Here is a 12,806-nt window from a genome sequence, read left to right as displayed (position 1 = left end):
AAAGAGTCTTTCCATGCAGTTTGAAATCGTCGAGCGGGACGAGACGTGGGTTGCCGGGTTGCCGGTGCGCAGCCCTAAACGTGCGCTCGGAGAGCTGCGTGATCACGACCTGGAGGCAGCCTGGGCGACCGTGCTGCACCAGGAGCTCGGTGGCCCGCTGGCCAGTGCCTACACCGACTACACCGGTGAGCTCGGCACCTACAACACGCAGATCGTCGGCTACGAGTGCGCGTCCTTCGGCGACGTCACCCGCGGCCATCTGGTGGCCCGGCTGCCGCGCGGCACCTATGCGCGCTTCTCTTCGGTCGGTAACTTCCCGCAGGTGATGACCGACCTCTGGACCCAGATCGCGTACGCCGAGGAACACAACCAGATCAAGCGGACCTACACCGGTGACTTCGAGTGCTACCCGCACGCCTACAAGATCGAGCTCTACCTGGCGGTAGACGCGCGATGAGCGAGCGTAGCGAGCGAATCATGTGCCAGCGTGCCATGCACATGACGGAGCCGAGCGCCAGCGAGGCGCAGTCATGAGTTATGCGATCGCAGTGCGTGGCGAGGCGATTTACGGCGGCCTGGTGGTGCCACGGGTGCGCCCGAGTTTCAAGGTCAGCAACAGCGACCTGATCGAGTTCCTCAAGGACCGGCTGCGCGACCGCAAGGGCGCCGACCGGCCGATGTTCACGGTGTACGTGCCGGACCCGGCGGGCAACTACAACGCCGTGGTCTGCTTCGAGTACCGCGAGCCGGAGTCGGTGCCGATCGGTGATGTCCTGGTGCGCGTGCCGAAGGGCGTCTATGCCCGCTTCGCGCCGAACGGGGACTATCACGATCCGGTGGAGGACGTGTGGGCCCAGGTCGATGACGCGACGGCCTCGGCCGAGATCACCCGCGCCTACCGGGAAGAGATCGAGATCTGGCAAGGGCCGGATTCGGTGGAGCTGTTCATCTCTATCCTGGTCTAGCTTGCTGCTGGTTAGCTGCGCTAGAACCGACCGGTCTCTCTGGTATTTTGCTCATCCGCAAGACGGGTTCTGACCAGGGGGAATTTGCGAGGCTGCATCCAGTTTTCGGAAGATTAACCAGACGTCTGGTCAATTCTTGCTGGATGACGGATACTGCCCTAGTCAAACTCGTCCGGAAAGCAGGATTCGGGTGGAGATTGTCGGCCCCGGTTCGACGACCGCGTAAGGATGCGGAGCAACGGAGTAGGAACAGTATGGCTGTCGAGGCGAGCACCGCCGCCGCGCCGATCCGGGTTGCTGGCGGCTTCGGTGGGACGGTAGCAGGTCATTTCCCGCCGGGCCCCGATTCGGAAGATCACAACCGGGCCGATCCGATCTGGTGGGATAATCGGTCTCGTCGGGCAATTGCCGATGAATTGCAAGGCTCGACGATTCGAGTCGAACGGCATAGGCGCCGTGCGTCGGACACCGACCCCGGAATGGTGGGGTGACGGATGGGTGATGACAGCAGCCGAAAATCGCGACGCCCCAGCGCACCGGCCACGATTTTCCCGGATCGCGTGGATAGACTGGCCTCGCTTCGTTTCTCGGACCTGCTCTCAACACCTGAGCATGAGACCATGGCGTTGGTGCTATGCCTGAGCGATTCGGCCGCTGCCCGGGGTCGTAGCCGGCGGCTCCGGAGCGGTAAGCGGCCGATGCCTGGCGTGGACACCCGTGAATAGCGTGATCGGAGACAAGGTGCCTCGGCGGACGCTCGACTCATTGGTGACCCAGGTCGCCTCCGAGCTGATGGGTGTCGACGCCACGACCATGGCCGAGGCGACCGAGCGGGTGCTGGCTCAGCTGGTCGAGTACTTCGATGTCGACTTCAGTTACGTGCGCCACACCGACCGCGAGCGCCGGGCCTCGGTGCTGATCGCGGAGTGGCCGCACCGCCCGCAGGTGCCCGATCCGGATCCGCTGGAGATCGTCTACTTCGAGGGCGCCGATCCGGTGTTCCGTGCGTTCGAGCACGCGACCGAGCCGATGATCGCCCGCCCGACGCCGGAGTTCGCCGACTATCAGGAGACGATGCGCCGGGCCTCCGGCATCCCCGTCGTCACCACCGCCGCCGTGCCGCTGCTCTCGCGCGGCGAGTCGACCGGCGTGCTCGGCTTCATCAAGACCGGCGACCGGGAGTGGAGCACCCGCGAGCTCAACGTGCTCAAGGCGATCGCCGCGCTGTTCGCCCAGCTGCAGGCGCGGGTCGTCGCCGAGGAGCGGCTGCGCTACATCGCGCTGCACGACGACCTCACCGGGCTGGCCAACCGCCGCGCGCTGCTCGAGCACATGGAGGAGCGGCTGAAGCCGGGCAGTCCCGGTCCGGTGGCGGCGTTCTTCCTGGACCTGGATCGGCTCAAGGCGCTCAACGACTTCCTCGGGCACACCGCGGGCGACAACTTCATCCGCACGCTGTCCTCGCGGTTGCGCGAGCACCTCGATCCGGACGACATGATCGCGCGCCTCGGCGGCGACGAGTTCGTCATCGTGCCCGCCAAGCCGATGGACGCGGTCGCGGCGGAGGAAGAGGGCACCCGGATCCAGCAGCTCATCGGACGACGGGTCACCGTCGGCGGTGAATCGGTGAGCCGCGCGGCCAGCATCGGCGTCGCCGTCGGCATCCCCGGCGAGACCACCGTCGCCGACGTGCTGCGCCGGGCCGACCACGCGCTGCTCTCCGCCAAATCGGGCGGCGGCAATGGTGTCGCGGTGTTCACCGACGCCATGCGGGCCCAGTTCGAACTGCAAGACGATGTCGAGCTCAACCTGCGCGGTGCGGTGTCCGATGGCTCGCTGCTGCTGCACTATCAGCCCGAGGTCGACCTGCGGACCGGCCGGATCGTCGCACTGGAGGCGCTGGTCCGCTGGCTGCATCCGACCAGGGGGCTGCTGCCGCCCGCGGCGTTCGTCACCGTGGCCGAAGCGACCAACCTGGCCGGCGAGCTCGGACGCTGGGTGATTCGCTCGGCCTGCGCGCAGTTCGCCGAGTGGCGCAGGCGCGGGCTTGCCTCGAATGTGGTGATGCGGATCAATGTTTCGCCGGTGCAGCTGGTCAGCCTGGACTTCGTGGAGCGGATCGAGGACATCCTGCGGCTGTTCGGCATCGACGGCAGCTCGATCTGCCTGGAGATCACCGAGCATGTCGTCGTGCAGGATCTGGCGCGCACCCAGGTCACGCTGCGCGGGCTCAAACGGATGGGCGTGCAGATCGCGATCGACGACTTCGGCACCGGCTACAGCTCGCTGTCGCATCTGAAGGCGCTTCCGGTCGACGCGGTGAAGATCGACCGCGGCTTCGTGCAGCGCCTCGGCGCCAGCACGGACGATCTCGCGATCGTGAAATCCATTATCGGACTTGCCGGTTCGTTCGGTCTCGGGGTGGTCGGCGAGGGCGTCGAGACCGCGGTGGCCGCGCGCACCCTGGTCGGGCTCGGTTGCTATCGGGCACAAGGCTTCTTGATCGCCCGGCCGATGCCCGCCGACGAAGTGGAAGCGCATCTGGCGGTGGGCCGCATCCCACTCGATCTCGATCTGCCTCGGGCGAGTCGAGGTACCGCGGGGATATGACCGGCGGCCGCGTGTCCGAACACAAGCTGTCCGAACATGATTGGTTGCTGATCGAGACCCTGGGCCGCATGCCGACGGGTCAGTATGAGGTACCGACACTGGTGGCCGACGGGGCCAAAGTGAAGGACTGGGTAAGTCTGCTGCGGGTCCGTCGGGAACTGCATGCCGCTGCGTCGCAACGGATCGTCGAAGTGGTGCAGCGCTGCCTCGAGACTGCTGAGACCGTAACCCATTGTGAGACAAGGCTCGTCGTGGTCGGCGTGCCCATCCGGTGCGCGTTCGACGAGGTGCACGGCGTGCAGGTGTGGGCGGGGCGCGACGATGTGCAACGGCCGGAGCGCCCTCGGGTCGCCGCGTGGGATTGGCAGGCCGACACCGAATTGGCGCATCACGGACCGGGTTTGGAGGAATTGGTCTTCGCGCGAGCGCCCGAGGACGTTCGGGTGATCCGGACACCGCCGGAGACCTTCGGGCGGATGGCGCGGTTCGAGAGCCGGATCGACTACTTCGAGATGGTCGGCGCGCTCTACGGCAGGCATCAGAGCGAGGTCGACATGGTCGGCGACGACGGTGTCGTGCGCAGCTTCCAGATGGTGACCAGAGCCGATCCGGTCGCCCGCCGGGTCAGGGCGGTGATGCACGAATTCACCGATGCGGCGGCGGCCCAACCCGATGTCGACATGACCATGCTGCGCGCGGTGTCGCGGCGGACGGACGATGGCGTCGGCTTCGTCGGACTGAGCTCCTGCCTCATCTACGAGTGGACCCGCGCCCCGGGCCCGCCGCTGGACCGCTGGGCCGTCGAACGCCCGAAGGTGCATCCCGACGACCTCGTCGGTTTCCGCACTGCCTGTGCCGATCTGGCCGACAAAGACGCGGATGCCAAGCAGCTGCGACTGCGCGTGCGCTTCGCCGATACCGACTGGATTCCGGTGCGGGCCGAGCTGTCGCCGGTGCCCGCCGAACGCGGGCACGGACTGATCCGGGTGTGGCCGGAACAGGGCTGACAAGCCGGTTCGCCGGGTCTTTCACGGCTGTTCACGCCGCGTTGGGCGCTTCGGTCCCGAAGATAACCCCACTAGCTGCACCATCGGCGATGTGCGCATAGTTCAGCTTGCGAACTTCTACGGCCCGCGTTCGGGTGGGTTGCGCACTGCCCTGCATCACCTCGGCGAGGGATACGCCTCCGCCGGACACGAAGTGGTGCTCATTGTGCCAGGCGCGCGCCGATCCGAAGAGATACTGCCGACCGGTGTGGTGCGAATAACCTTGCCTGCCTTGGCTATTCCATGGACCGGTGGCTACCGTGCGGCCGACCCGCGACAGGTTGCCGACGTGCTCAACGGTTTGCGCCCCGACGTGCTCGAGGTCTCCGACCGGCTCACCCTGCGCGGCTTCGGCCGCTGGGCCAGGCGGCGCGACGTGGCGGGCGTGATGATCTCGCACGAACGACTGGACCGGCTGCTCGGTCAGTTCATGCCCCGCCAGGCCGCCCGGCGTTGCGCCGATGTGGCCAACGGCCGCACCGCCGCCGACTACGACATCGTGGTCTGCACCACCGAATTCGCGCGGGAGGAGTTCCTGCGGATCGGTGCGCCGAATGTCGAGCTGGTGCCGCTCGGGGTGGATCTGGAGCTGTTCAGCCCCCGTAGACAGGATGACCGACTGCGCGCCGATCTCGGTGCGCCCGGACATCCGCTGCTCGTGCACTGCGGCAGGTTGTCCGTGGAGAAGCGGGTGGAGCGCAGCATCGAGGCGGTCGCGGCACTGCGCAAAGCGGGCACCGAGGTCCGGCTGGTCGTCGCCGGTGACGGGCCGCGGCGCGAGGCGCTGGAACGCCGGGCGCGTGGATTACCCGCCCTGGCAAACGGACTGGCCGCCGTGCACTTCACCGGCTTCATCTCCGAACGCGCGATGGTGGCGAAACTCCTTGCCACCGCGGATGTTTCGCTGGCACCGGGCCCGCACGAGACCTTCGGTCTGGCCGCGCTGGAGGCGCTCGCGGCAGGCACCCCGGTGGTGGCGAGCCGGTCCTCCGCGCTGAAGGACATCGTGACCGCCGAGTGCGGCGCGGTCGCCGACGATCGCGGCTCCGCGTTCGCGCAGGCGGTCACCGACGTGCTCGCGCTGCCGACGGTCGGCCGCAGGCAAGCGGCCCGCAGCCGCGCCGAGCAATACACCTGGCCCCGGGCAGTGGCCGGAATGCTCGCCGTACTGGGCCGCTGAGCTTCACCCCAAGTACCCTGCGGTGAGCCGATTCGAGCAATTCGAGATGGGGATGCGCAGTGCGAGGTAATGGGCGACCGGGCCGCAGGACATTGCGGGACGCGAAAGTGCTGATCACGGGCGCGGCGAGTGGCATAGGCCGGGCCACCGCGCTGGCCGCCGCCGAGGCGGGCGCCGAGCTGGTACTCACCGATATCAACGCAACCGGGCTGGACGTGACGGTGGCCGATATCCGCGGCGCGGGCGGCGTCGTGCTGGTCGCGCAGGCGTTCGACATCACCGACTACGAGGCCGTCACCGCCTTCGCCGAGAAGGTGCACGCCGAGCACGGCAGCCTCGACGTCGTGATGAACGTCGCGGGCACCTCGGCCTGGGGCACCGTGGAGAACCTGGAGCACAAGCACTGGCGGCGGATGGTCGACGTCAACCTGATGGGCCCGATCCACGTGATCGAGAACTTCGTGCCGCCCATGGTGCGCGCGGGCAAGGGCGGCTCGCTGGTCAACGTCTCCTCGGCGGCCGGGCTGCTCGCACTGCCCTGGCACGCGGCCTACAGCGCCAGCAAGTACGGCATCCGCGGCGTCTCCGAGGTGCTGCGGTTCGACCTGGACCAGCACGACATCACGGTGCACCTGGTGGTGCCGGGCGCGGTGGACACCCCGCTGGTGCACAGCGTCGAGCTGGTCGGCGTCGATCGGGAGTCGCCGAAGATCCAACGGCTCACCCAGTCGTTCACCAAGCATGCCGTGTCGCCGGAACACGTGGCCACATCGATTTTGCGCGGCGTCACCCGCAACCGGTTCCTGATCTACACGTCCTTCGACATCCGGTTCGGTTACTGGTGGGCGCGAAAGTTCGCGCTGCCCTACGAGATAGTGATGCGGCGGGCCAGCGCCCGCTTCAGCCGGTTGCTGGCCGCGCAGCGCAGTTGAGCTGCACGTCGAGCACGCGCGCGCCGGGTCCCTCGGTGCCGAGCCGGTCGTGCTCGTTGACGAGCTTGCAGCTGCCGAGCGACAGGCAGCCGCAGCCGATGCAGCCGGTGAGGTTGTCGCGCAACCGAATCAGTTGAGTAATGCGATCGTCCAGGTCCGCGCGCCAGGTGGTGGACAGCGACTCCCAGTCGCGGCGCGTGGGATTGCGACCCTCCGGAAGTTGATCGAGGGCTTCGCGAATTTCACTGAGCGGGATGCCGACCCGCTGCGAGATACGAATGAAGGCGACCCGCCGTAATGTCTCTCGCGCATATCTGCGTTGATTCCCGCTGGTCCGGCGGCTGCTGATGAGTCCCTCGCGTTCGTAGAAGTGCAACGCGGAAACTGCTACTCCGCTACGCTCGGAAAGCTGCCCGGGGGTCAGCTCCTTTGCTCGCCAATCGGCTGTCGACATGCACGCTCCTCCATTCCCCTAAACAATACTTGAGGTTAGGGTGAGCTCGGGGAGGAATCGCACCGCAACGGTCAACTCGGCCCGATAATCCGATAGCGAGCGACTTCACACACGGCAAGACGGCAACGAAGGCCCGAATTACGTGCTCTTGTGGCCGCGGCGAACTACGGTCTGAGCATGGGAGCAGACGCTGTGCCCGCGCGGCACGGAGAGGACTCGGACGCGGACGGGCTGGACCCCGACAGTCCGGGCACGCGGTTGACGGTGACCTCCGAGGTCGGCACGCTGCGTACGGTGCTGCTGCATCGGCCGGGCGACGAACTGCGCAGGCTCACGCCGCGCAACAACGACCAGCTGCTCTTCGACGGCATTCCGTGGGTGGAGCGGGCGCAACAGGAGCACGACGCGTTCACCGGCGTGCTGCGCGACCGCGGCGTCGAGGTGCTGCTGCTGGCCGACCTGCTCGCCGAGACCCTCGCGGTCAGCGGCGCCGCCCGCATCCAGGGCATTTCCGCCGCGGTGGACGCGCGCAGGCTCGGGCACGGGCTGGCCGACCAGCTGGCCGCCTTCCTGCGCGGCGTGCGGGCCAGGGAACTGGCCAACATCCTGATGGCCGGGATGACCTTCGACGAACTGCCGTTCGGGCCCGACGCCACCTCGCTGGTGCGGCGGATGCACCACGGCGCCGACTTCGTCATCGATCCGCTGCCCAATCTGCTGTTCACCAGGGACTCGTCGTTCTGGATCGGGCCGCGGGTCGCGATCACCTCGCTGGCGCTGCCCGCGCGGATCAGGGAGACCTCGCTCACCGATCTGATCTACGCCTTCCATCCCCGTTTCCTCGGGGTGCGCCGCGCCTACGAATCGCACACCGCGCCCATCGAGGGCGGCGACGTGCTGCTGCTCGCGCCGGGCGTCGTCGCGGTGGGCGTCGGCGAACGCACCTCACCGGCCGGCGCGGAAGCGTTGGCGCGCAGCCTGTTCGACGACGACCTGGCGCACACCGTGCTGGTCGTGCCGATCGCGCAGAACCGGGCGACCATGCACCTGGACACCGTCTGCACGATGGTCGACAGCGATGCGCTGGTGATGTATCCGGCGGTGCGTGACTCGTTGTGCGCGTTCACCATTCAACGCGAAGACGGCTACAGCGGGCGCAACGGTGACGGCAAGGTGGCGATGAGCGGACCCGACCCGTTCCTGGTCGCCGCGGCCAAGGCCATGGGCATCGACAAGCTCCGGGTGATCGACACCGGGCTGGACGGCGTCACCGCCGAACGCGAACAGTGGGACGACGGCAACAACACGCTCGCGCTGGCGCCGGGCGTGGTCGCCGCTTACGAACGCAATGAGATGACGAACGCGCGCTTGGAAGACGCGGGTATCGAGGTGCTGCGCATTCCTGGCTCCGAATTGGGTTCCGGTAGAGGCGGACCCCGCTGTCTGTCCTGTCCGATCTCCCGGGATGAGTTGTGATCAAATCATGTTCAACATCACCGTGTCGCATGAGTCGACCGTCCCGCCCTATGAGCAGTTACGCATGGGCATCATCGCCAAGGTGCGTTCCGGCGAGCTGACCGCGGGCACGAAGATCCCCACCGTGCGGGCGCTGGCCGCGCAACTGGGCCTCGCCCCCAACACGGTGGCCCGCGCGTACCGCGAGCTGGAAGCCGACGGCGTGGTCGAAACCCGGGGCAGGCAGGGCTCTTTCATCGCCTCCTCCGGCGACCCGACCCGCGACGTCGCGGGCCGCGCCGCCACCGCCTACGTCGCAACTGTCCGGCGACTCGGTCTCGACGACGCTGCCGCGTTGCGTTATGTCAAAGCGGCGCTGGAGGGTTAGCGCCAGCTCGGCAGCCAGAGGTGGTCGTGCCAGTTGCCGGGGGTGATCGGTAGCGCGGTGAGGATCGGCCACAGCCAGATGAAGTTGGCGATCACCAGGCCGAGGTAGAGGCATACCGCGAGCAGTCCGAGCGCGTGTCGTTCGTCGGGTGAGACCGGTAGGTAGGTGCCGACGGGACTGCGTGGCACCGGTATTCGCCGCGAGGGGCCGAGGATGTCGCCGAGTACCAGGGCCATGCCCATCACCAGGAACGGGGCGAGGGCGACCGCGTAGAAGTAGTACATCTGCCGGTCGAGGGTCAGGAACCAGGGCAGCAGTGCCGCGCCGTAGCCGACGAGCACCGTGGCGTAGCGCCAGTCGCGGCGAACCACGGTGCGCCACAACATCCAGGCGATCACCGGGAAGGCGAGCCACCAGATCGCGGGGGTGCCGATCAGCATGACGGCCTTGACGCACTGGGTCTGTCCGCAGCCGCTGACGCCGTTGTCGGCGTAGTAGTAGAGCATCGGCCGCAGGCCCATCGGCCAGGTCCACGGCTTGGATTCCCACGGGTGGTGATTGCCCGCCGAATTGGTCAGGCCTTCATGGAATTTGAGCGCCTCACCGCTGTAGAACCACAGGGAGCGCAGGGCGTCGGGAATCCAGCTGAAGGGTCCGCCGGTACCGACCTGATTGCCGACAGCCCACCGATCGATCCCGGTTTCGCTGGTGAACCAGGCCCAGTAGGTGCCGAGGTACACCCCGAGCGGTATCAGCACCAGCGCGTAGAGCGCGGGTCCGATATCGCGGATCGCGGTGCCGAGCCACGGACTGCGCACCCCGTACGCCCGTCGCGCCGCCAGGTCGAAGCAGACGCTGAGCAGGCCGAAGGCGATGATGAAGTAGACGCCGGACCATTTTGTCCCGCAGGCCAATCCGAGCAGTACCCCGGCGCCGAAGCGCCACCAGCGCACCCCCAGGCGCGGACCCCACGGTGTCTCGTCGATCCGTCCTTCGGCGTCGGCCTTGGCCAGCCGGGACCGCACCTCGTCGCGGTCGACGATCAGACAGCCGAAGGCCGCGGTGGCGAAGAACGCCAGGAAGATGTCGAGCATGCCGATGCGCGAGGAGACGAAGGTGGTGCCGTCGGCGATCAGCAGGATGCCCGCGATCGCGCCGATCAGGGTGGACCGGGCCAGCCGCCGCACGATGCGGATCACCAGCAGGATCAGCACCGTCCCGGCCATCGCGGAGGCGAAGCGCCAGCCCCAGCCGTTGTAGCCGAACATCGCCTCGCCGATCGCGATGAGCTGCTTGCCCACCGGCGGATGCACCACCAGCCCGTAACCGGGATTGTCTTCTACCCAGCCGCCGTTGAGCATCTGCCAGCCCTGCGGCGCGTAGTGCTTCTCGTCGAAGACCGGGGTGCCCGCGTCGGTCGGATAGTTGAGCATGGTGAACCGCGTCACCGCGGCGATCGCCGTGAGGAACGCGGTGACCAGCCAGCCCCGCAAGGTGTCGGTCGGCCCGAAATCGGGCGCGGGCCGCCGCGGCGCGGGGCTCGACCAGGAGGGCACGGCCCCGAACGGAGCGGTCGCGCGCTGGTCGGTCACCTGTGTCACGCACCGATCGTATGCTGTGCGCGCCCATAGGTCCCGCAGCGGTGAGCCCGACACTGGGTGAATTCCTTAGCACGCGCCCGCCTGTGCCGTGGTCACGATCACATACCGAGTGCGGGCCCGGGCCGCACTCGTGGGGGCGGTCGGGGCGAGTCGATAGGCTGCGAAGGTTCGGTAGGTGCCGGGCGTGGTCGAGACGGGAGTGCGGTGGCGGACGAGGCGACAGGGCCGGGCAGGCTGGTGCTTGCGGCGACGCCGATGGGCGACATCGGGGACGCGTCGCAGCGGCTGCGGGACGCGCTCGGGTCGGCCGACATCGTCGCGGCGGAGGACACGCGGCGCACCAAGTCGCTCGCCAAGTCGCTGGGGGTGGAGATCACCGGACGGGTGGTCAGCTTCTACGACCACGTGGAGATCGCGAAGATCCCGGCGTTGCTCGGCGATATCGCGGACGGCCGCACCGTGCTGCTGGTGACCGACGCGGGCATGCCGTCGGTCAGCGACCCCGGCTACCGGCTGGTCGCGGCCTGCGTGGAGCGGCAGCTTCCGGTGACCTGCCTGCCGGGGCCGTCGGCGGTCACCACGGCGCTCGCGCTGTCCGGTCTGCCGGTGGAGCGGTTCTGTTTCGACGGCTTCGCGCCGCGCAAGGGCGGTCAGCGTCGAGAGTGGTTCCGCGCCTTGGTCGCTGAGCCGCGCGCGTGCGTGTTCTTCGAGGCGCCGCATCGTCTCGCCGACTGTCTGGCCGACGCGGTCACGGTGCTCGGTCCCGACCGTCGTGCCGCCGTCTGCCGCGAGCTGACCAAGACGTACGAGGAGGTCATCCGGGGCACGCTCGCCGAGGTCGCCGCCTGGGCCGTCGATGGTGCCCGTGGTGAGATCACCGTCGTTCTCGAAGGGGCGCAACCGAAATCCGCCGATCCGGTCGACCTGGTCGACGAGGTCGAGGCGCTGACGGCCGACGGCATCCGGCTCAAGGACGCCTGCGCGCAAATCGCCAGTGCGAACAACGTCTCCCGCAACGAGCTGTATGACGCGGTGCTGGTCGCCCGCCGCGACGGCGAGGACTGACCGAACCGCCACGGCGGGTTGGTACTTCGCCGGGTCGGTCGACGGGTTGTGCGGCTGGACAGGGCGTCGGGCGAGAACTTGGCAGGTTCACAGAGGCGTGGGGATTCCGCGGATTTCGAGCTGAGCGGTCGGTACGTTGATCGGAAGTGCCGGTGCGAGGGGAGAACCATGGCGATTCACCATGTCGTAGTCAAAGGTGTACTGGCAGTTAGTGTTGCGCTCGCGCTGGTCTCGGGCGCCGGGGTGGTCAGCGCCGAGGAGACAGCCGGTGCGCAGTGCGGTCGATGGGCCGCGTCGCCGGTGGCCTCCGGTTACGGCATTCTGGAGAATCTGGCGTTCGACGGACGCGGCGGCATCCTGCTGTCCGAGGTGCCCGCCTCCGGTAGCGGGGGAGCGGTGCTGCGCCTCGGCGCGGACGGATCGCGAGAAGTGCTGGCGCAGGCCAGTTCTCCGGGCGGCATCGTGGTGGCGGGCGACACGGCGTACTTCAACACCGGGGGTTCACTGAGCAGCGGATTCGGCGGCCGCGCCGACGGCACGATCGAAGCGCTGGATCTGACTCGGCGCACCGTCTCGACCGTGGTGACCGGCTTGACCGCGCCGAACGGCCTGGCGAAGCTGCCCGACGGCGGTTTCGTGGTCAGCCGGGATCTCGGCTCGCCGTCAACCCTCACCCGGATCACCGGGGACGGCTCTACCCCCATCGCGACCGAGTTGACCTCTACCAACGGCATCATGTACGACTCGAATCGTCGAAAGCTGTTCGTTTCCAACACCTTTGATCCGACTACCACGCTGGCCGCGATCGACATCGACCGAATGGACGCCGCACCCACCCGCATCACCATCCCCGGCTTCGGCCCGCTCAACTCGGCCGACGATCTCACCGTCGGCCCCGACGGCGGCGTCTACCTCGCCCTGAACGCCGCGGGCCGCGTGGTCCGCGTCGACCCCGACACCGGCTCGTCCTGCGTCATCGCCGACGGCATTCCCTTCGCCACCTCCGCCCGATTCGGCGCGGGCCCCGGCTGGGATCCGCGCTCGGTCTACGTCACCAGCTTCACCGGCACGATCACCCGCCTGACGCCGCAGGCTTGACCGATGCGCGCG

The 12,806-nt window shown here is 68.0% G+C and carries 12 protein-coding genes; 10 read left to right on the top strand and 2 right to left on the bottom strand.

Annotated features, from left to right (window positions below; all coding sequences use genetic code 11):
• Positions 1-13 precede the first annotated feature (13 nt).
• The 6 genes from ACQPW1_RS43520 (at position 14) to ACQPW1_RS43495 (ending at position 6,733) form a co-directional block, all read left to right on the top strand.
• The gene (locus tag ACQPW1_RS43520; RefSeq protein WP_040738955.1) at positions 14-457 is read left to right on the top strand and encodes a GyrI-like domain-containing protein; all 444 of its coding nucleotides are present in this window, start codon (positions 14-16) and stop codon (positions 455-457) included.
• Positions 458-530: 73 nt separating this feature from the next.
• Positions 531-965 carry an effector binding domain-containing protein gene (locus ACQPW1_RS43515; protein ID WP_357381642.1) on the top strand — a complete coding sequence of 145 codons (435 nt, stop codon included), beginning with the start codon at positions 531-533 and terminating at the stop codon, positions 963-965.
• 792 nt (positions 966-1,757) lie between these two features.
• Positions 1,758-3,575, top strand: a complete 1,818-nt coding sequence (locus ACQPW1_RS43510) for a putative bifunctional diguanylate cyclase/phosphodiesterase (protein WP_433665506.1) — start codon at positions 1,758-1,760, stop codon at positions 3,573-3,575.
• Entirely contained in the window at positions 3,572-4,582 is a 1,011-nt protein-coding gene (locus tag ACQPW1_RS43505) for a GAF domain-containing protein (RefSeq protein ID WP_433659299.1), read from the top strand. Before ACQPW1_RS43510 ends, ACQPW1_RS43505 begins: the two co-directional genes overlap by 4 nt.
• Positions 4,583-4,673: 91 nt before the next feature.
• Positions 4,674-5,801 carry a glycosyltransferase gene (locus tag ACQPW1_RS43500; protein WP_433659297.1) on the top strand — a complete coding sequence of 376 codons (1,128 nt, stop codon included), beginning with the start codon at positions 4,674-4,676 and terminating at the stop codon, positions 5,799-5,801.
• A gap of 59 nt (positions 5,802-5,860) precedes the next feature.
• Complete coding sequence (locus ACQPW1_RS43495) at positions 5,861-6,733, top strand: SDR family oxidoreductase (RefSeq protein WP_433659295.1); 873 nt, start codon at positions 5,861-5,863, stop codon at positions 6,731-6,733.
• Here the strand turns inward: ACQPW1_RS43495 and soxR are convergent.
• Positions 6,702-7,187, bottom strand: a complete 486-nt coding sequence (gene soxR, locus ACQPW1_RS43490) for a redox-sensitive transcriptional activator SoxR (protein WP_433659293.1) — start codon at positions 7,185-7,187, stop codon at positions 6,702-6,704. The two genes, ACQPW1_RS43495 and soxR, sit on opposite strands and share 32 nt — an antisense overlap.
• A 177-nt stretch (positions 7,188-7,364) precedes the next feature.
• On the opposite strand from soxR, the gene arcA reads away from it, so the two are divergent.
• The gene (gene arcA / locus ACQPW1_RS43485) at positions 7,365-8,663 is read left to right on the top strand and encodes an arginine deiminase (protein ID WP_433659291.1); all 1,299 of its coding nucleotides are present in this window, start codon (positions 7,365-7,367) and stop codon (positions 8,661-8,663) included.
• Positions 8,664-8,670: 7 nt separating this feature from the next.
• A complete protein-coding gene (locus tag ACQPW1_RS43480) occupies positions 8,671-9,030 on the top strand; it encodes a GntR family transcriptional regulator (RefSeq protein ID WP_433659289.1) in 360 nt (119 codons plus the stop codon).
• Here the strand turns inward: ACQPW1_RS43480 and ACQPW1_RS43475 are convergent.
• On the bottom strand, positions 9,027-10,631 hold the full coding sequence (locus ACQPW1_RS43475; protein ID WP_433659287.1) for a dolichyl-phosphate-mannose--protein mannosyltransferase: 1,605 nt from the start codon (positions 10,629-10,631) through the stop codon (positions 9,027-9,029). The two genes, ACQPW1_RS43480 and ACQPW1_RS43475, sit on opposite strands and share 4 nt — an antisense overlap.
• A 204-nt stretch (positions 10,632-10,835) precedes the next feature.
• Between ACQPW1_RS43475 and rsmI the strand changes: the two genes are divergently transcribed.
• Both rsmI and ACQPW1_RS43465 read left to right on the top strand, forming a co-directional pair.
• Entirely contained in the window at positions 10,836-11,696 is an 861-nt protein-coding gene (gene rsmI / locus ACQPW1_RS43470; RefSeq protein WP_433659285.1) for a 16S rRNA (cytidine(1402)-2'-O)-methyltransferase, read from the top strand.
• Positions 11,697-11,864: 168 nt separating this feature from the next.
• On the top strand, positions 11,865-12,794 hold the full coding sequence (locus ACQPW1_RS43465; RefSeq protein WP_433659283.1) for an SMP-30/gluconolactonase/LRE family protein: 930 nt from the start codon (positions 11,865-11,867) through the stop codon (positions 12,792-12,794).
• The last annotated feature ends 12 nt before the right edge of the window (positions 12,795-12,806 follow it).

Origin of the sequence: Nocardia sp. CA-128927 (assembly GCF_050955855.1) — a bacterium.
Lineage (GTDB): Bacteria > Actinomycetota > Actinomycetes > Mycobacteriales > Mycobacteriaceae > Nocardia.
This window is presented reverse-complemented; position numbering and strand designations above follow the sequence as displayed.